The sequence below is a fragment of the Streptomyces sp. NPDC085927 genome (genome assembly GCF_044540975.1).
In the GTDB taxonomy this organism is placed as follows: Bacteria; Actinomycetota; Actinomycetes; order Streptomycetales; family Streptomycetaceae; genus Streptomyces; species Streptomyces hirsutus.
This window is the reverse complement of record NZ_JBITSN010000016.1, coordinates 104,687-122,940: the sequence shown is the minus strand read 5'-3', so window position 1 is coordinate 122,940 and position 18,254 is coordinate 104,687. Positions and strand designations below refer to the sequence as shown.

Sequence of the window (18,254 nt, the reverse complement as noted above, 5' to 3'; positions counted from 1 at the left end):
CAGGTACAAGGGGGTTGTCCCGGCACGGCGGGGACCGGCTCGGTGACGACCGTGGAAGGGACGGCCGACGGGGAAGGGAACCAGGCGCCGGAGGCACAGCTGAGGCGCCGGCTGGGGCGCGCGGACCTGCGGGCGGTGCCCGAGTCCCGCCATGACCTACGACAACTGCTCAGGCGCTGGGGAAGGCCCGGACAGTCGGAGACGGCCGAACTGCTCACCACCGAACTTGTCACCAACGCGCTGATCCACACCGACCGGGCGGCGGTCCTCACCGCCACCGTCGGACCCCGGGGCTTACGGGTCGAGGTACGGGACTTCGTGGACCACGAGCCCCGGCCGCGGGCACCGGACGCCGGCGACGGTACGCACGGCCGTGGACTGGTCCTGGTCGAGTGCCTCGCCGACGCGTGGGGGATCAGGGCACACGGGGTGGGCAAGGCGGTCTGGTTCGAACTCGGCGCGGACGCCGCCTGACCCGGGCACCGGCACCGGCATCAGCACCGACACCGGCACCGGCACCGGCGCACTGAACGGGACGGGGCGCGGCCTGTGCGGCCGGGCCCCGTCCCGTTCAGTGCGCCGTCCCCCGGGCCCCCGGGCCCCCCCGGGCCCCGGCCCGGTTCACCCCCACCCACCGGGCCCCGGCCCGGGCCCACTGGTGGGGGGGGGGGGGGGGCGGGGGGGGCGGGCCCCCCCCCGGGGCGCGCCCCCGTCCCCCGTCCCCCGTCCCCCGTCCCCCGTCCCCCGTCCCCCGTCCCGCCGACGTCAGCCGAACTGCTGCTCCAGGTCCTTGAGCTTGCGCTCGAGGGAGTCCAGGCGCGGCAGTGCCTGGGTGTCGTCCTCCGCGGTGAGGTCGACGGTCGTCGGATCCGAAGCACCGCGCACCGGCTGCAGAGAGGGGCGCGAGCGTACGGGCAGGACGGCCTCCGGCGCCGCTATGGCAGGCTCCGGGGGCACCGCGTCGTCCGCCCGCTCCACCGTCGGGGCCTCCATGGGGTGGCCGCCGCCGCCCACGAGGGCGCGGTGGCCCCGGCTGATGGCTTTCAGCCGCGCCCGCTCCACTCGCTCCTGGCCGCGCCGGCGCCGGCGCGTCTCGTCCTTCTGGCGCTGGTCCTCGCGGACCTCCTCGACCGCCTCGTCGAGGCTGCGTACGCCCTCCAGCAGCATCAACGACCAGGCGCGGTACGTCTCCCGGGGAGCCCGCAGCCAGCGGACGATGCGGATCTGCGGCAACGGACGCGGTACCAGGCCCTGTTCGCGCAGGGCGGCCCGGCGGGTCTGCTTCAGGGCGCGGTCGAACAGCACGGCCGCCGACAGGGACATGCCCGCGAAGAAGTGCGGAGCGCCCGCGTGCCCTATGCCCCGGGGGGCGTGCACCCAGTTGAACCAGGCCGCGGCGAAGGCGAACGTCCACACGAGTATGCGGGAGCCGAGCGCCGCGTCACCGTGGCTGGCCTCGCGCACGGCGAGCACCGAGCAGAACATCGCCGCACCGTCCAGACCGAAGGGCACGAGGTACTGCCAGCCGCCGGACAGGCCGAGGTTCTGCTCGCCGAAGCCGACCAGACCGTGGAAGGAGAGCGCGGCCGCCACCGCGGCACAGCAGAACAGCAGGATGTAGGAGACAGTGCCGTACAGCGCCTCCTTGCGCCTGCGGCGCTCCTCGCTGCGCTCCCACGAGTCGTCCGCGCTCGTGTCCTTGACCGAGGAGCGCTTGCCGCGCGCGAGCACCGCCACCGCCGCCAGCATGCCCAGGAGCAGCACGGCGCCCGGAAGCAGCCAATTCAGCGATATGTCGGTCAGTCTCATCCAGGGGTCCCTTGCATTGGGATAGGGCGTAACGCCCGCCATAGTGGCCCAATCCCGCCGTCCTTCAGGGGATTTCGGGGCAAGTGGCCGCCATTGAAGCGCGAGGGGGTACCCAGGACGGCGTTCTGCTCGAACTGACGCATGAGGGACGTGAGTTGGGTTCGAATGCGACTGCTCATACGGGTGGTGCCGTGAATACGCCTTGGGGCAGGTGAGGGAATGGTGAAGTCCCTGTGACCTTCGTGGGGGCCCGGAGCCGGGCGGGCCCGGCGGACGGACGCGGGTGCGCCGGCGTCCGACGTGGCGTCAACTGGCCTTGGCCACCGGCATGTGGGTGTCTTCGATGGGCATGATGACGACCTTTCCGCCGACCGCCCCGCCGTTCGTCTTCCCGACGCCGCAGGTGCGCGGGCAGTTGGCGCAGATGTCGTCGGGGCGCAGGGTGTAGAACATGCAGCAGCTGATCCGGTCCCGGGTGTGCGTGGCTTCGCCGCCCGGCCCGGTGACCGGGCGGAAGCCCGCCGCGCCGACGTACGGCTTGGTCGCCCCCGGCAGCAGCAGCTCCAGCTCCCGCAGGGCCCGCTCCTCCTCGCCCAGCAGCTGGCCGATGTACCGCAGGCTCTCCACGACCTCGTCGGTCGCCATGCCCCACAGGGCGCGGCCGCGACGGCGCATCCTCGGGCCGAAGCCCGCCAGGACGGGTTCGAGGTGCTCGGCGACGGAGGCGCGCACCTCGGCCCGCAGGGCCTCTTCGTCCTGAACCACGCGGGCGCCGGGCAGCGCGGCCGCCGGGTCACCGGGGAGGCAGGCGAACGACTCGGGGCGTACGGCCATGCGGCCCACGGCGAGCCCGTCGGCCGCGCGGTCGAACGAGACGTGGGTCACCGGGTAGCGGGGCACGCGGCGGTGCAGGAACCACGGCACGGTGATCAGCAGGCAGGCGGGCCAGGCGTAGCGGTGCAGGCCGAAGCTGGCGACCACGTCGGGGCGGGCCTGCTGTCCGTAGTCCCGCAGCACCTGGCTGTCGTCCCAGGACAGGAAGGCGTCCAGGGCGGAACCGCCGTCCCCCTCGGCGAGAGCGTCGGCGGACACCCAGGCGCCGCCCCGGGGCGTCTCCTCGTCGGGGGCGAGTTCCGTGACGGCGAGTGCCGGAAAGGCCTCCGTCAGGCGGGCGTACGCATCCGCGACGGCCGAACCGGGCGCTGCCATGGGACCACCCCTTCACGTCTCGCCGAACCGGCCCGACGCCGGACCGGTAAAGGTAAGCCTCACCTTACCCAAGATCGTTGAGATGTGAACCGCGGGGCCCGTGCCCGTAAGGTGCTTGACGAACGACTGACAAGCCGCCGTAATGACCCCAAGTACCGAAACGTCCGGAGGAGGACCCCGTGAGGCAGGGCACGAAGGGCTTCGCAGGGGAGGGTGACACCGGCACCGGACAGGGCGGCGCGCCCGCGGGTGCGGACGCGCGCGCGGGCAGGGTCAGGGTGTCCGCCCAGTCCGGCGTCCGGGGCCGGCAAGGCGACGTCGCGCCCGGTCGGGACGACGCCGTACGCGGCGAGCACACCCACGGCGAACCGGCCGCCGTCCTTCCCCGGCCCCGGACGCCCGTCCAGCGGTCCTCCGTGCGCGGGCAGGTCCTCGCCGCACTGCGCACCGCGCTGGTGACGGGCGACCTGCGGCCCGGCGGGGTGTACTCCGCGCCGGTGCTGGCCGAGCGGTTCGGGGTCTCCGCGACCCCCGTCCGGGAAGCCATGCAGCAACTCGCCCTGGAGGGTGCGGTCGAGGTCGTGCCGAACCGGGGCTTCAGGGTCGTCGAGCGGGGCGACCGGGAGCTGGCCGAACTGGCCGAGGTCCGGGCGCTGATCGAGGTTCCGATGGTGCTGCGGCTGGCCCGTACGGTGCCCGCCGAGCGCTGGGCCGAGCTGCGCCCCCTCGCCGAGGCCACGATCCGCGCCGCCTCCTCCGGCTGCCGGGCCACGTACGCCGAGGCCGACCGGGCCTTCCACCGCGCGGTGCTCACCCTCGTCGGCAACGAACAACTGGTCCGGATCGCGGAGGACCTCCACCGCCGCGCCCAGTGGCCCCTGGTCGGTGCCGCCCCCGGCCCTCTCGGCCGTGTGCTGGTGGCCGACGCCCACCAGCACACGGCCCTGCTGGACGCGCTGATCGCGGGTGACCAGGACGCGGTGCGGTCACTGCTGGGGGAGCACTTCACCGGCGCGGTCTGAACGGCGGCCCCCCCGCACCCGGCACTGGGTACGGGGCCCGGAGCCGCGGGCGTTCCTACGCCGTCGCCGCTCCCGGGGCCGGCGGGGCCAGCTGGCGGGACAGCCAGGTGGGGACGCCGCCGAGCAGACGCAGCAGCCGGCGGGCCTCCTCGCGCAGGCGGGACGCCTCCGGTTCGGTCTCCGTGTCGGCGAGGGAGACCAGGGCCGGGGCCGTGCCGACCAGATAGCCCAGCTCCTCCCGGATCCGCAGGGATTCGGCGAAGCCGTGCCGTGCCTCCGCCACCTCGCCCTCCCGCAGGGCGAGTCCGGCGAGGTGACGCCACGTGCCGGAGAGCAGCAACGGGTCGGCGTGCGCGGTGGCGCCCGCGTGGGCGCGGCGGTACGCGGCACGCGCCGACTGCGGGGAGCGGGACAGGTTCTCGGCGATCAGCCCGCGCCGGAAGTCCAGCAGCGCCCGCGCCGGGGCCCCCGGAGGGATCAGTGCCGCCGCGCGCCCGAGCGCGGCCCGTGCCTCGTCGGCCCGGTCGCGCACCGCGAACAGGGTGGCGGCGTAGGCCAAGTACCCGCGTTCACAAGCGGCGGCGCCCCGTTCGTCGTCGGTGTCGGCCAGCGCCTCGGCCGTGCGCAGCGCGTCCTCGGCCTCGGCCCAGCCCGTCTCCGTGTACAGGCACCGCTCCACCAGGAGCGACGCCCGCTGCAGCGCGGCGGCCGCGGTGTCCGGGGTGAGCAGAGCGGCGGCGTCGGCCCAGCAGGCGCGTGAGCGCAGCCGCCATACCGCGGTCTGGAGGGGATCGTCACCAGCGGTCGTTCCGTTACCAGACATGGCGGTGTGCGCCACGTTGCCCTCCCCGAGCACGCCATCGAGCTGTTGAGTGGTGGCCGCATCTCAGCACGAACAACGGGGTCGGGCCAAGAGGGTGGGTGAAGGATTTCACAAAGTCGTGGATCAACGGGCACGAACGGTGGAGCGCCCGACGGCGCCCGCGACACCCCACCGGCGCACACCCTCGGCACGCGCAACCCCGTCCCGCGCGGCCCAGCCGCCCCCGCCCCGCGCGACCCCACCGCCCCCGCCGCGCGCCCGCCGGGCCGTCAGCTCATGCGGAGGGCCAGGAAGAAGTCCAGCTTGTCCTCCAGACGGGACAGGTCACGGCCCGTCAGCTGCTCGATGCGGCCCACCCGGTACCGCAGGGTGTTGACGTGCAGGTGCAGCCGGGCGGCACAGCGGGTCCAGGAGCCGTCGCAGTCCAGGAAGGCCTCCAGGGTGGGGATCAGCTCGGCGCGGTGGCGCCGGTCGTAATCCCGCAGCGGGTCGAGGAGACGGGCGGTGAAGGCCCGGCGTACGTCGTCGGGGACGAAGGGGAGCAGCAGGACGTGCGAGGCCAGCTCGTGGTGGCCGGCCGCGCAGACCCGGCCCGGCCGCGCCGCGGCCACGCGCCGCGCGTGCCGCGCCTCCTCCAGGGCCCCGCGCAGCCCCTCCGCCGAGTGCACGGCCGCGCTGACCCCGAGGGTGAGCCGCCCGTCACCGTCCAGACCGGCCGTCAGCGGGTCCCGTATGGCCTCCAGCAGGGCGTCGGCGAGAAGTCCCCGCCCGTCGGCGCCGTCGTGCGCGCCCGCCACCGCGGGCAGCGGGACGAGCGCGACCGCCTCGTCCCCGGTGTGCGCCACCGCGATCCGGTCGGACTGCTCGGGACCCGTCGACGCCGGGTCGACCAGGATCTCCTCGAGCAGTGCCTGCGCCGCCGCGCCGCCCTCGGCCCCACCGTCGTCCCATTCGACCCGCGCGACGACCACCTGCCAGTGCGGCGCGGCTCCGAGGCCGGGCACCAGCACCGGTGCCGCCACGCGCAGCCGGGCCGCGACCTCGGCCGGCGCGGCGCCCGCCTGCACCAGCTCCAGCACCTCCTGCGCGAGCCGGCGCCGTACCGTGCGCGCCGCGTTCCGGCGGTCCCGCTCGACCACGATCAGCTGGGTGACCCCGTACAGCAGGTCCAGCCGTTCCTCGGCCCAGTCCCCGGCGTCGGCCTCGACCACCAGCAGCCAGTCCGACAGCACGGTCTCCCGGCCGTCCCGGCCGTCCCGCGGCTCCGGGGAAGGCGGAGTGCCGTGCCCGCCGGGTCCGCCGTGCGCGGTCTGCGGGGCTTGCGCGGGCTGCGGGGCGGCCGCCACCGTGGGGGCCGCGGGCCCGTCGCCGCGCACCGGGAAGAGGCTGTACGTCGTCCGGTCGTCCAGGGTCACCCGGTGCGGTCCGGGACGGCCGCTGCGGGCGGCCGCCAGATGCTCCGCCGCGATCCGTACGCACACGTCGTCGGGCAGCCGCGGCCCCGCCTTCGAACCGGCGATCAGCCGCCCGGTGGGCGAGAGCACCCACGCCCGCAGGTCCAGGTCGGTGCCGAGCAGGTCGAGCACCATGTCCGGACCGCCGCCCGCCGGGCCCGACGTCATCAGCCGCCGGTGCCGGTCCACCACGGCCGCGAGGTCCCCGGCCCGCTCGCCGGACACCTGCCGTACGACATGTTCGGTGACCGTCGCGAAGGCCACCGACTCGTGCACCACGAACAGCGGCAGCCGGTGCCGCGCACAGGCCACGACCAGGTCCTCCGGGACGGCCCCCAGTTCCGCCTCGCCGGCGGCCAGGGCCGCGACCCCCGCCTGTACCAGCCGCCGTACGAACGGCTCGGAGTCGGCGGCGTCCCGGCGCCAGGCCAGGCCGCTGAGCACGAGTTCCCCGCCGGAGAGGTAGCGGCTGGGGTCCCTCAGGTCGGTGGTCATCACCCCGTGCACGGTGCGGTCCAGCTCGTCCTCGCCGCAGAGCAGCGCGAGCCCCAGCGCGTCGGTCTCCAGCAGTGCGCGCAGCCGCATTCTCGTCGCCGCCGTTCCCTGTCTCGATGTGTACCGATGTCTACGATGGCCCGTGGAAGGGCCCGTGGAGGTCCTTCCGCACAGGGCCCGGACGGCCTTCCGCGCGGCGCCCGGGAGAGTGGCCGGTCCGGCACGGCCGGCCGTCTCCCGGACTGTGTACTCCGTGTCTTCCGTGTCCGTTGTTTCCGGAGGAAGGCAAGGAGGTTACTGAGGTCCTCTTTTCATATGAATCTACAAGATGCCCCCGTTGGCCAGCCAACTCCTTCAGGTCTTTCGTGACTGACCCGAGTGGAGCAGCGGGCGGTGTACTGAGCCCACTCCGCGTGAATCCCCCATGAAGGAACCGGGCCCACCGCACACGGATTGGCTCGAACCGTACGATCCACGAGACGAAGAAGAGAGCCGGTCATGGACTTCCTTCGCCCCGCCGGCTGGGAGGAGGCGCTCGCCGCGAAGGCCGAGCACCCCACCGCCGTGCCGATTGCGGGTGGCACCGACGTGATGGTCGAGATCAACTTCGACCACCGCAGGCCCGAGTACCTCATGGACCTCAACCGCATCGCCGACCTCACCGAGTGGGAGGTCGGCGAGGACACCGTACGGCTCGGCGCCTCCGTCCCGTACACGAGGATCATGGAGCACCTGCGGGCCGAGCTGCCGGGCCTCGCCCTCGCCTCCCACACCGTCGCCTCCCCGCAGATCCGCAACCGCGGCGGGGTCGGCGGCAACCTCGGCACCGCCTCCCCGGCCGGCGACGCCCACCCGGCGCTGCTCGCCGCCGGTGCCGAGGTCGAGGCCGAATCGGTGCGCGGGTCCCGCCGCATCCCGATCGACGCCTTCTACACGGGCGTGAAGCGCAACGCGCTGGCGCCCGACGAACTGATCCGCGCCGTCCACATCAAGAAGGCGGACGGACCGCAGCAGTTCTCGAAGGTCGGCACCCGCAACGCCATGGTCATCGCCGTGTGCGCGTTCGGTCTGGCCCTGCACCCCGGGACCCGTACGGTCCGCACCGGCATCGGCTCGGCTGCGCCCACCCCCGTACGGGCCACCACCGCCGAGGAGTTCCTGAACGCGGCGCTCGACGAGGGCGGCCTCTGGGACAACGGGAAGATCGTCCCGCCGTCGGTGGCCAAACAGTTCGCCGACCTGTGCTCCGCCGCCTGCAGCCCGATCGACGACGTCCGCGGCACCGCGAGCTACCGCCGGCACGCGGTCGGCGTCATGGCCCGCCGCACGCTGACCTGGACCTGGGAGTCGTACCGCGGTACCCGCCGTACCACCGAGGGAGCCGCGTGATGCGTGTCCACTTCACGGTCAACGGACGGCCCCAGGAGGCCGACGACGTGTGGGAGGGCGAGTCCCTGCTGTACGTGCTGCGCGAGCGGCTCGGCCTGCCCGGCTCCAAGAACGCCTGCGAGCAGGGCGAGTGCGGCTCCTGCACGGTGCGCCTCGACGGCGTCCCGGTGTGCTCCTGCCTCGTCGCGGCAGGCCAGGCCGAGGGCCGTGAGATCGTCACGGTCGAAGGACTGGCCGACTTCGCCCGGCAGCGCTCCCGCGCCGCCGGGGGCGATGCGCGGGACGGGACGGAAGCACCGGACGCCACCGGCACCCCGCTCGACGCGGCTCAGCGGTGGCAGGCCCACGGGGCCCAGGGACCCGACGGCGCCCACGGCACCGGCTCGCAGACCGGCGAGGGAGCCGGACTCGCCCCGATCCAGCAGGCGTTCATCGACGCCGGCGCCGTCCAGTGCGGTTTCTGCACCCCGGGCCTGCTGGTCGCCGCCGACGAGATGCTGGAACACAACCCCAGCCCGAGCGACGCCGACATCCGCGAGGCGCTGTCGGGCAACCTGTGCCGCTGCACGGGCTACGAGAAGATCATGGACGCGGTCCGCCTCGCGGCCGCCCGCCAGTCCGAGGGGACCCGACCATGACCGAGCACAGCTCCGGGACCCCCCGCACCCCCACCCGGGCCACCACCGGACCCGGACCCGCCGGAACCCCCCTCGGCGCGCCCTCCACCCTCACCCAGGGCACCCCGGCCAGCGGCGGAATCGGCGAGTCCACCCTCCGCCCCGACGGCACCCTCAAGGTCACCGGCGAGTTCGCGTACTCCTCCGACCTGTGGCACGAGGACATGCTCTGGGGCCAGATCCTGCGCTCCCCGGTCGCGCACGCCGAGATCGTCTCGATCGACACCTCCGAGGCCCTCGCCCTGCCGGGCGTGCACGCCGTCCTCACCTACGACGACCTGCCCACCGAGGTGCGCCACTACGGCCTGGAGATCCAGGACACCCCCGTCCTCGCCCACGGAAAGGTCCGCCACCACGGCGAGCCGGTCGCCGTCGTCGCCGCCGACCACCCCGAGACCGCGCGCCGCGCCGCCGCGAAGATCAGGGTCGAGTACCGGGACCTGCCCGTCGTCACCGACGAGGCCTCCGCGCTCGCCCCCGACGCGCCCCTCGTCCACGAGCACCGCGACGGCCTCCCCCAAGGGCCTACGACAAGCTCCGGTCCAGGGGGGACCCCCATCGGCCGCCACGTCGCCCACCCCAACATCGTCCACCGCCAGCCGATCGTGCGCGGCGACGTGGCACGGGCCCGCGAGCGCGCCGACGTCGTCGTCGAGGGCGAGTACACCTTCGGCATGCAGGACCAGGCCTTCCTCGGCCCCGAGTCGGGGCTCGCCGTCCCCGAGGAGGACGGCGGCGTCCACCTCTACATCGCCACCCAGTGGCTCCACTCCGACCGGCGCCAGATGGCGCCCGTGCTCGGCCTGCCCGAGGACAAGGTACGGATGACCCTGGCCGGCGTCGGCGGTGCGTTCGGCGGCCGCGAGGACCTGTCCATGCAGATCCACGCCTGCCTGCTCGCCCTGCGCACCGGCAAGCCCGTCAAGATCGTCTACAACCGCTTCGAGTCCTTCTTCGGCCACGTCCACCGCCACCCGGCCAAGCTGTACTACGAGCACGGCGCCACTCGCGACGGCAAGCTGACCCACGTCACGTGCCGCATCGTGCTCGACGGCGGAGCGTACGCCTCCGCCTCCCCGGCCGTGGTCGGCAACGCCTCCTCCCTCGGCGTCGGGCCGTACGTCGTGGACGACGTAGAGATCGAGGCCCTCGCCCTCTACACCAACAACCCGCCCTGCGGCGCCATGCGCGGCTTCGGCGCGGTCCAGGCGTGCTTCGCCTACGAGGCCCAGATGGACAAACTGGCCGCGCGACTGGGCCTGGACCCGGTGGAGTTCAGACGGCTCAACGCCATGGAACAGGGCACGGTCATGCCCACCGGGCAGGTCGTCGACTCCCCGGCACCGGTCGCCGAACTCCTGCGCCGCGTCAAGGCGATGCCGATGCCGCCCGAGCGGCAGTGGGAGAGCAGCGAGGGCGCCGACGTGCGCCAGCTGCCCGGCGGCCTGTCCAACACCACCCACGGTGAAGGCGTCGTGCGCGGCGTCGGCTACGCGGTCGGCATCAAGAACGTCGGCTTCTCCGAGGGCTTCGACGACTACTCCACCGCACGCGTCCGGATGGAGGTGGCCGGCGGGCAGCCCGTGGCCACCGTGCACACCGCGATGGCGGAGGTCGGGCAGGGTGGAGTCACCGTCCACGCCCAGATCGCCCGCACCGAGCTGGGCATCGGCCAGGTGACCATCCACCCCGCCGACACCCGGGTGGGCTCGGCCGGTTCGACCTCAGCCTCCCGGCAGACGTACGTCACCGGAGGAGCGGTCAGGAACGCCTGCGAGCTGGTCCGGGAGCAGGTCCTGGAGCTGGGCCGGCGCAGGTTCGGCTCGTACCACCCGGCGTGGGCGACGGCCGAACTGCTGCTGGAGGGCGGCAAGGTCGTCACCGACGGCGGTGAGGTACTGGCCGATCTGGTGGACGTCCTCGGGGACGAGGCCGTCGAGGTGGAGGAGGAGTGGCGGCACCGGCCGACCGAACCCTTCGACCTGCGCACCGGCCAGGGCAACGGCCACGTCCAGTACACCTTCGCCGCACACCGGGCCGTCGTCGAGGTCGACACCGGACTCGGCCTGGTCAAGGTGATCGAACTCGCCTGCGCCCAGGACGTCGGCAAGGCGCTCAACCCGCTGTCCGTCATCGGCCAGATCCAGGGGGGCACCACCCAGGGCCTGGGCGTGGCGGTCATGGAGGAGATCGTCGTCGACCCGAGGACGGCGAAGGTGCAGAACCCCTCCTTCACCGACTACCTCATCCCCACCATCCTCGACACGCCGGTCATCCCCGTCGACGTGCTCGAACTCGCCGACGACCACGCGCCGTACGGGCTGCGCGGCGTCGGCGAGGCCCCCACCCTCTCGTCCACCCCGGCGGTCCTCGCGGCCGTCCGGGACGCGACCGGGCTGGAGCTGAACCGCACACCGGTCCGCCCGGAACACCTCACCGGAACCGGGTGACGCACCCGGCGCCGCAGGGCACCCGCCCGGGACGGGCAGACCCTGACCGATGCCGATGCCGATGCCCGTGGGCCCTTGCCGAGGGAGACCGACAGATGCTGGACATCGCCGAGGACCTGCACCGGTGGGCAGCGCAGGGCCGTGACTTCGCGGTCGCCACCGTCGTGGCGGTCACCGGCAGCGGACCCCGCGGCCCCGGTGCCGCGCTGGCGGTGGATGCCGAGGGCACGGTCATCGGCTCGGTGTCGGGAGGCTGCGTCGAGGGCGCGGTGTACGAGCTGTGCCTGCAGGCCCTCCAGGACGGCGCAACCGTCCTCGAACGCTTCGGCCACAGCGACGAGGACGCCTTCGCCGCCGGTCTGACCTGCGGCGGCGTCATCGACATCCTCGTCACGCCGGTGCGGGCGGCGGACCCCGGACGCCCGGTGCTCGCGTCCGCGCTGGCCGCCGCCGCGCGAGGGGAGGCGACGGCGGTGGCCCGGATCGTGAGCGGATCGGCGGACCTGACGGGCCGCGCGCTCCTGGTCCGCCCGGACGGCTCGTACGAGGGCGGTTTCGGCGTCCATCCGGAACTGGACCGCACGGTGGCGGCGGAGGCCGGCGCGCTGCTGGACGCGGGCCGCACGGGCACAGTGGAGATCGGCGCCGAGGGATCCCGCTGCGGAGCGCCGCTCACGCTCCTGGTCGAGTCGTCCGTCCCGCCGCCCCGGATGATCGTCTTCGGCGCGATCGACTTCGCGTCGGCGCTGGCCCGGGCCGGTGCCTTCCTCGGCTACCGCGTCACCGTGTGCGACGCGCGCCCCGTGTTCGCCACGCGGGCACGCTTCCCGGACGCCGACGAGATCGTCGTCGAGTGGCCGCACAAGTACCTCGAGCGCACCGCCGTGGACGCCCGTACGGTCCTGTGCGTGCTGACCCACGACGCGAAGTTCGACGTACCGCTGCTGCGGCTCGCCCTGCGTCTCCCGGTCGCCTACGTCGGCGCGATGGGCTCCCGCCGCACCCACCTGGACCGCAACGCCCGCCTGCGCGAGGTCGGCGTCACCGACCGGGAACTGGCCCGCCTGCGCTCACCGATCGGCCTCGACCTCGGCGCCCGCACCCCGCAGGAGACGGCCGTGTCCATCGCCGCCGAGATCGTCGCCGCCCGCCGTGGCGGCACCGGCACCCCCCTCACCGGCGCCCGCACCCCGATCCACCGTGAACCCGCTCACGCCTCCGGGTCCACCGGCAGAATCGGTTCGACGGTGTGACGGAAGCGTCCTCGGCGTGGGCGCGGCAGCGCCGGTGACTCCTCCCGGTCGCTCCTCCTGGTGACACCTCCTGGTGACACCTCCCGGTGGCACCTCCGTCACGGCTGCCGCAGCAGGGTGTTCACCGCCCGGCCGAAGACCCTGCGCGAGACGGCCCGCAGGGCCGGGTCGCAGAAGCCGGGCAGGAACCGGACCCGCAGGTCCTCGCGCCACAGCACGCGGGTCCGGCCGCCCGGCCCCGGGCGGACCTCGATCTCCGCCCAGCCCCTGACCAGGCGCCCCCGCTTCTCCAGCCGGCACAGGCCGGGGGAACCGTCGGCCGGGGGCTGCCAGACGGTCACCTCCATCGGGTCGTCGAAGGCGACCGGGCCGAGGCCCGAGCGGGCGACGAACACCGTGCCCCGACCGGTGGGCGGGGGAGTGGTCACGGTGACCCGGGTGAGCGGGACCGCCGCCCCGTGGCGGGGCCACTCCGTGAGCCGACGCCAGGCCTCGTCGAGCGGGAGGGGTGCCGTGCGCTGGAGATGGAAGGTGGCCACGGGGGGATCCTAGGGAATCAGGACGGGCCGACGGCCCCGCCGGGGGCGCGTCACCCGCACGGCCCAGTCGGCGCGGGGACTCACCGGGGGGCCGGCGCGGGCGAGGGCCGGGTGTGGGGGCGTACCGGCAGTACCTGGCGCATCTGGCGCTCCGTGCGCTCGGCCACCTCGCGGGTCTCCGCCAGGACGTCCCCGAGTTCGCGCACGAGGCCTTCGTAGACGGGGAGACGAACGTGTCCGGACGCGGCGGAACCTTCGGTGCCGGCGGGGTGGGAAGTCACGGAGGAAGCCCTTCGGTCGGGGGGTTGTTCCTGGTACTGGCCTACGACGTGAGAAAGGGGCCGCTTCTCGCGCCCCGTAGGACTCAGCGTCCGGTGCCCGCCGGGGTGTTACACGTCCCGAGGAAATGTCCTGAATCGGCAGCCCTGAATCGGCAGCCCTGGAACGGCAGCCCTGGAACGGCGGTCGTCTTCGCAGCGGTGTTCCCGGACTCGCGGACAGGGGGTGGCCGCAAGCCTCGGTAGCGTGCGGGCATGACGAAGACGAAGCGGAGCGTCACCCCGGTGCGGGGTCCGGCCGCCGTGCTCGGCACCCGGGCCCTGAACCGTGCCACCCTCGCCCGGCAGCTGCTCCTGCGGCGCTCACCGCTGTCCGCGGAGGCGGCCGTCGAGCATCTGGTCGGGCTCCAGGCACAGAACGTCAAACCGCCGTACTACGCGCTCGCCGCCCGGCTCGACGGCTTCACGCCCGAGGCGCTGTCCCGGCCGATGGCCGACCGCGCGGTGGTCCGCATCGTCACCCTGCGCTCGACCATCCACACCCACACGGCTCAGGACTGCCTCACCCTGCGCCCTCTGGTGCAGCCCGCCCGTGACCGCGAGCTCGCCTCCTTCCGCAAGGGGTTGGCCGGGGTCGACCTGGACCGGCTGACCGTCCTCGCCCGGGACCTCGTCGAGGCCGAACCGCGCACCATGAAGCAGCTGCGCGAGGCCCTGCTCGAGGAATGGCCCGACGCCGACCCGCAGGCCCTGTCCGTCGCCGCCCGCTGCAGGCTGCCCCTCGTCCAGATCACCCCGCGCGGACTGTGGGGCCGCAGCGGCCAGGTCACGCTCACCACCGCCGAGCGGTGGCTGGGCCGTTCCGCCGAGCCCTCCCCGGGGCCGGACGCCGTCGTGCTGCGCTACCTCGCCGCCTTCGGGCCGGCCTCCGTGAAGGACATGCAGATCTGGGCCGGACTGACCAGGCTGCGCGAAGCCTTCGACCGCCTCCGGCCGCGCCTGGTCACCTTCCACGACGAACACGGAGTCGAGCTGTTCGACCTCCCCGACGCGCCCCGGCCCGACCCGGACACCCCGGCCCCGCCGCGGTTCCTGCCCGAGTTCGACAACCTGCTCCTCTCCCACGCCGACCGCACCCGCGTCGTGCCCCACGGGCTGCGGGGCAGCACCTGGCAGGGAAACATCCCCTACCGCGCCCTCCTCGTCGACGGCTTCCTGGCGGGGGTGTGGCGGCTGGACGAACACGCCCTCGTGGTCGAGCCGCTCGGCCCGCTCACCAGGGCCCGACGGGACGAGATCACCACCGAGGGGGAGCGGATGCTCCGGGTGATGTACCCGGACACGTCGTACGACATCCGCTTCGGAGCCGTACGCCGGTGACGGAAGGGCCGGGCGAAGGGGCGAGGGAGGGCGAGGGGGAGCGCGGTCGACGGGGCGTGGATAGGGGGCGTTGCGGGCTGCTCGTGGAAGCCCGCAACGCCCCCTGGCACTCACCTGAGGGGTACTCAGGAATTCAGGTGGCGGCGATCACGGCGGTGGTCGCGGCGGTCTTCGTGCGGCGGATGAGCCCGTACATCGGTCTCTCCTCATCGGTTGCCGGTGGGGGTGCGCGGGGTGGGGGGTTCAGCACGGGGGCCGGGCCATCGGTCCCCGTGTGCCCGGCGAGCGGCACACCCCTTACGCTACGAGCCGGAGCGCGGGTCCCCAATGAGGGAAGCCCCTACGGGAGTTGGGCAGGGAAAACCCTCGGTCCCGACCGCCCGCCCCGTACCGCCCGGCACCGCGCTCACCGCTGACCCCGTGAGGGCCCGGACGCGTGCCCCGGCCCAGGTCACCGCATCCCTGCCGTCCCGCGTCCGCCGTCCCCCAGGCTCCCCGGGGTCACTTGGTGCGGCGGCCCGCGGCCAGACGGACGATGTCCACCCGCGACCGGATGCCCAGTTTCCGGTACACCCGGGTGAGCGTCGCCTCGACCGTCTTGACGCTGATGAACAGCCGGGCGGCGATCTCCCGGTTGGTGGCCCCCTCCATCACCAGCGAGGCGACCTGCCGTTCCATCGAGGCGAGGCCGTCCAGCGCCGCCGAGGTGGCCGCGGACACCGTGTCCGGCTCCACCGGACCGGCGGCCACGGCCGTGTCCACCTGCCGCAGCCAGGGCAGCGCGCGGCAGCGCCGGAACAGCCGGGCGGCCTCGTCGTAGGGAGCATGACCCGAGGCCGTCCCCGGGCGCCGGGCGCGCAGCCGGGCCAGCGCGAACGCGGCCCGCGCCTCCTCCAGCCCGTACCCCAGCCGGCCCAGCCGGCCCTGCGCCGACGTCAACTGCTTCTGCGCGGCCTCGTGTTCCCCGCGGGCCGCCCGCACCAGGGCCTCCGCGCGGTCCAGTACGGCGAGGACGCCCGCGCGGTCCAGCCGCAGCGCGTGCACCCGGGTGAGATTGATGAGTTCCTGCGCCTCGCCGGGCTCACCGATCCGGACCAGCGCCTCGGCGAGATCGCCGTGCCAGCGGCCCCGCGCCGGGTCGGTGATGCCCATGCCCTGCTCCAGCTCCCGCACCCGGCGCAGCGAGCGGACCGCGCCCGCCGCGTCCCCGGCGACCGACTGGGCATAGCCGAAGGCGGCCAGGGCGCGCGAGAGGTACATCTGGTCGCCGTCCACCTCGGCGTGGTCGGCGGCCTCCCGCGCCAGTGCCAGCGCCCGCTCCACGTCCCCGCCGGAGGCCTCCGCGAGCGAGGCGAGCATCGCCGAGGCGCCCTCCCCGATCCCGGAGTCCCGGGCCAGCCGCAGGCTTTCCCGTGCCAGGTCCAGGGCGCGGCCGCAGTGCCCGGAGCGCAGCTCCGTGTCGGCGAGGAAGCGCAGGAAGTGCACCTCGCTCTCGACCATGCCGCGCCGCCGCGCCTCCCGCAGCAGCCCGGTGATGCTCTTGCGGGCCTCGGGCAGCTGGTCGCTCATGAGCAGCCAGCGGAACCTGGCCATGCCCGCACCGTTGTGGTGGCAGGCCACATAGGGGTCCTGGGGCTCCCTCAGGGCCCGCTTGATGGTGGCCGGGGCGTCCGGGTGGCCCATCAGGGTCTCGGTGGACGACTGGAAGGCCAGCGCCATCAGCTCGGTGCGCCGGTCCGCGCCCCGCGCCGCCAGGTCCGCCGCGTGCGCGGCCTCCCGCCGGGCCTTGCCGAAGTCACCGTCGACCACCAGTTCCCGCCAGGCCAGCTGGTAGTGGACCAGGGCGAGCAGCCGCGGGTCGTCGCCCGCGTCGGCCAGTACCTGCGGGAAGACCGCGTCGACCTCGCCGAGCGCCTGCCCGGCCGCCTCGATGACCACCATCCACGCCCGCACCCGCTCCGCGGGCACCGTGGCCCGGGTCAGCACCTCGCGCGCGATGTCCCGGGCGAGATCCGCCTCTCCCGCGGTGATGGCGTCCTCGGCGGCCTGCAGCCGCCGCTCGTCCGGGCCCGGCGTACGGTCGGCCGGGGTGCGGCGGGCGGCCAGCAGCCCCAGCGACGCGGCGACCGAGGGAGCCCCGCGGTCGCGGGCCAGCGCGGCGGCCTCGGCGAGCCGGGCCGCCACCTCCGGGTCGGTACCGGTCGTGGCGAGGGCCAGATGCCGGGCCCGCTCGATGGGGTCGGAGGCCGCCGTGGACAGCGCGGCGTGCGCGGCCCGCCGCTCGTGCGCGGGGGCCTCCGCGTACAGAGCGGCCGAGATCAGCGGATGCGCGAACCGCAGCGCCGGCTCCTCCGCGTCCGTCGCCAGCAGCCCCAGCGCGGCGGCCTGGGCCGTCTCCTCCTCGGCGTGGTCCCGGCCGGCCGCGTGCAGCAGCGCCGGCGTCGGGCGGGCACCGGCGCTGGCCACCAGCAGGGTGCGGCGCGCGTCGTCCGACAGCATCTCCAGCCGGCTGAGCACCAGGGCGCGCAGCGAGGTCGGCACCGGCAGCGGCTCGCCGGGGCGCGGCCGGGCCGGGCTCTCGGCCAGGGCACGGCCCAGTTCGAGCGCGAACAACGGGTTGCCGTCGCTGGTGCGGTGGATGTCGCGGACCGTGGTGCGGGACAACCCCGTGTAACCGCGGTGGTCGAGCAGCGCGGACACCTGGGTACGGGAGAACGGGCCCAGCCGGACCACCCGCGTGTCCGGCGGGCAGGCCCGCAGATGACGGTCGTACTCCTGCCCCTCCGTGCCCTCGGTCCGCACCGCGCACAGCATCTGCACCGGCGCGTCGCCGAGGCGCCGGGCGGCGAAGCCCAGCAGCTCCGCGCTGGCCGAGTCCAGCCACTGAAGATCGTCGGCGACGACCAGGACGGGCCCCTCGGCGGCCAGCGCCCGCAGGGTGGACAGCACCGCCAGGCGCAGCGCGAGCCCGTCCCGCTGGAGCGTGGACTCGCCGCGGCCGGTGAGCGCCGACTCCAGGGCGGTGCGCTGCGCGACGGGCAGCGCACCGCAGACCCTTTCGAGGACCAGGCCGAACAGATCCGCAAGCGCCAGGAACGGAAGGTGGGATTCGGACTCCGTGGCGGAGCAGCGCAACACCGTGGGCGCCCCGCCCGCGTTTTCCGCCGCAAGTGCCCGCAGCACGGTCGATTTGCCTATTCCGGCCGGCCCGTGCAGCAGCACGCTGCCCCCGCGGGCCAGCTGCTCGCGCGCTTCGGTGAACGGCTCCTCCCTGCCGATGACCAGGTCGGGACGGCACCTGGCAGGATCCTTGAAGTCCCGGCGCACGGTCACCGCTCCCTCCTGTGGCGTGTCCTGGCCAATATTAGGCACCGGGTCAGTTGAATTCGGAGGGGCGACGTCGTGAGGCATTTAACAGCGGACGCGCGGATGAAATCCAAAGTCCCGGCACACCGGCCGGAAACCCCGGATCACCG

Annotated in this window: 14 protein-coding genes; 7 read left to right on the top strand and 7 right to left on the bottom strand. The window is 74.3% G+C overall.

What is annotated here, in order from left to right; genetic code table 11:
- Positions 1 to 51: 51 nt before the first annotated feature.
- Positions 52 to 474 (top strand): ATP-binding protein, encoded by a 423-nt coding sequence (locus ACIF80_RS31265; protein ID WP_399810852.1) that lies wholly within the window; start codon positions 52 to 54, stop codon positions 472 to 474.
- Positions 475 to 765: 291 nt separating this feature from the next.
- Here ACIF80_RS31265 and ACIF80_RS31260 read toward each other — a convergent pair whose 3' ends face one another.
- Both ACIF80_RS31260 and ACIF80_RS31255 read right to left on the bottom strand, forming a co-directional pair.
- A complete protein-coding gene (locus ACIF80_RS31260) occupies positions 766 to 1,809 on the bottom strand; it encodes a DUF2637 domain-containing protein (RefSeq protein WP_399810725.1) in 1,044 nt (347 codons plus the stop codon).
- 306 nt (positions 1,810 to 2,115) lie between these two features.
- The gene (locus ACIF80_RS31255; protein ID WP_399810723.1) at positions 2,116 to 3,018 is read right to left on the bottom strand and encodes a (2Fe-2S)-binding protein; all 903 of its coding nucleotides are present in this window, start codon (positions 3,016 to 3,018) and stop codon (positions 2,116 to 2,118) included.
- A gap of 179 nt (positions 3,019 to 3,197) precedes the next feature.
- On the opposite strand from ACIF80_RS31255, the gene ACIF80_RS31250 reads away from it, so the two are divergent.
- Complete coding sequence (locus ACIF80_RS31250; protein WP_399810721.1) at positions 3,198 to 4,040, top strand: GntR family transcriptional regulator; 843 nt, start codon at positions 3,198 to 3,200, stop codon at positions 4,038 to 4,040.
- Positions 4,041 to 4,095: 55 nt separating this feature from the next.
- On the opposite strand, the gene ACIF80_RS31245 is transcribed toward ACIF80_RS31250, so the two are convergent.
- Positions 4,096 to 4,863 (bottom strand): hypothetical protein, encoded by a 768-nt coding sequence (locus ACIF80_RS31245; protein ID WP_399810720.1) that lies wholly within the window; start codon positions 4,861 to 4,863, stop codon positions 4,096 to 4,098.
- Between the two features lie 269 nt (positions 4,864 to 5,132).
- Positions 5,133 to 6,902 (bottom strand): PucR family transcriptional regulator, encoded by a 1,770-nt coding sequence (locus ACIF80_RS31240; RefSeq protein WP_399810718.1) that lies wholly within the window; start codon positions 6,900 to 6,902, stop codon positions 5,133 to 5,135.
- A gap of 408 nt (positions 6,903 to 7,310) precedes the next feature.
- Here ACIF80_RS31240 and ACIF80_RS31235 point away from each other — a divergent pair, with 408 nt between their 5' ends.
- The 4 genes from ACIF80_RS31235 to ACIF80_RS31220 all read left to right on the top strand — a co-directional run bounded on the left by ACIF80_RS31235 (position 7,311) and on the right by ACIF80_RS31220 (position 12,581).
- Entirely contained in the window at positions 7,311 to 8,201 is an 891-nt protein-coding gene (locus ACIF80_RS31235; RefSeq protein ID WP_399810716.1) for an FAD binding domain-containing protein, read from the top strand.
- Positions 8,201 to 8,839, top strand: a complete 639-nt coding sequence (locus ACIF80_RS31230; RefSeq protein WP_399810715.1) for a (2Fe-2S)-binding protein — start codon at positions 8,201 to 8,203, stop codon at positions 8,837 to 8,839. Before ACIF80_RS31235 ends, ACIF80_RS31230 begins: the two co-directional genes overlap by 1 nt.
- Entirely contained in the window at positions 8,836 to 11,328 is a 2,493-nt protein-coding gene (locus ACIF80_RS31225) for a xanthine dehydrogenase family protein molybdopterin-binding subunit (protein ID WP_399810713.1), read from the top strand. The genes ACIF80_RS31230 and ACIF80_RS31225 overlap by 4 nt, the downstream gene beginning before the upstream one ends.
- A gap of 95 nt (positions 11,329 to 11,423) precedes the next feature.
- Positions 11,424 to 12,581, top strand: a complete 1,158-nt coding sequence (locus ACIF80_RS31220; protein WP_399810711.1) for an XdhC family protein — start codon at positions 11,424 to 11,426, stop codon at positions 12,579 to 12,581.
- 98 nt (positions 12,582 to 12,679) lie between these two features.
- On the opposite strand, the gene ACIF80_RS31215 is transcribed toward ACIF80_RS31220, so the two are convergent.
- Together ACIF80_RS31215 and ACIF80_RS31210 are read right to left on the bottom strand one after the other, a co-directional pair.
- Positions 12,680 to 13,120 (bottom strand): SRPBCC family protein, encoded by a 441-nt coding sequence (locus ACIF80_RS31215; protein WP_399810709.1) that lies wholly within the window; start codon positions 13,118 to 13,120, stop codon positions 12,680 to 12,682.
- An 80-nt stretch (positions 13,121 to 13,200) separates the two neighbouring features.
- Positions 13,201 to 13,326, bottom strand: a complete 126-nt coding sequence (locus ACIF80_RS31210; RefSeq protein WP_399810707.1) for a hypothetical protein — start codon at positions 13,324 to 13,326, stop codon at positions 13,201 to 13,203.
- A 327-nt stretch (positions 13,327 to 13,653) separates the two neighbouring features.
- Here ACIF80_RS31210 and ACIF80_RS31205 point away from each other — a divergent pair, with 327 nt between their 5' ends.
- Positions 13,654 to 14,778: a winged helix DNA-binding domain-containing protein gene (locus ACIF80_RS31205; RefSeq protein WP_399810705.1), complete on the top strand. Its 1,125-nt coding sequence runs from the start codon at positions 13,654 to 13,656 to the stop codon at positions 14,776 to 14,778.
- Positions 14,779 to 15,279: 501 nt separating this feature from the next.
- On the opposite strand, the gene ACIF80_RS31200 is transcribed toward ACIF80_RS31205, so the two are convergent.
- Positions 15,280 to 18,111: an AAA family ATPase gene (locus ACIF80_RS31200; RefSeq protein ID WP_399810703.1), complete on the bottom strand. Its 2,832-nt coding sequence runs from the start codon at positions 18,109 to 18,111 to the stop codon at positions 15,280 to 15,282.
- Positions 18,112 to 18,254: the final 143 nt, after the last annotated feature.

What these genes read in the sequence shown, in the direction of transcription:
- ACIF80_RS31240 (WP_399810718.1), bottom strand. Translation starts at nt 6,902, where the DNA reads ATGCGGCTGCGCGCACTGCTGGAGACCGACGCGCTGGGGCTCGCGCTG.
- ACIF80_RS31255 (WP_399810723.1), bottom strand. Translation starts at nt 3,018, where the DNA reads ATGGCAGCGCCCGGTTCGGCCGTCGCGGATGCGTACGCCCGCCTGACG.
- ACIF80_RS31230 (WP_399810715.1), top strand. Translation starts at nt 8,201, where the DNA reads ATGCGTGTCCACTTCACGGTCAACGGACGGCCCCAGGAGGCCGACGAC.
- ACIF80_RS31225 (WP_399810713.1), top strand. Translation starts at nt 8,836, where the DNA reads ATGACCGAGCACAGCTCCGGGACCCCCCGCACCCCCACCCGGGCCACC.
- ACIF80_RS31205 (WP_399810705.1), top strand. Translation starts at nt 13,654, where the DNA reads ATGACGAAGACGAAGCGGAGCGTCACCCCGGTGCGGGGTCCGGCCGCC.
- ACIF80_RS31220 (WP_399810711.1), top strand. Translation starts at nt 11,424, where the DNA reads ATGCTGGACATCGCCGAGGACCTGCACCGGTGGGCAGCGCAGGGCCGT.
- ACIF80_RS31235 (WP_399810716.1), top strand. Translation starts at nt 7,311, where the DNA reads ATGGACTTCCTTCGCCCCGCCGGCTGGGAGGAGGCGCTCGCCGCGAAG.
- ACIF80_RS31245 (WP_399810720.1), bottom strand. Translation starts at nt 4,863, where the DNA reads ATGTCTGGTAACGGAACGACCGCTGGTGACGATCCCCTCCAGACCGCG.
- ACIF80_RS31260 (WP_399810725.1), bottom strand. Translation starts at nt 1,809, where the DNA reads ATGAGACTGACCGACATATCGCTGAATTGGCTGCTTCCGGGCGCCGTG.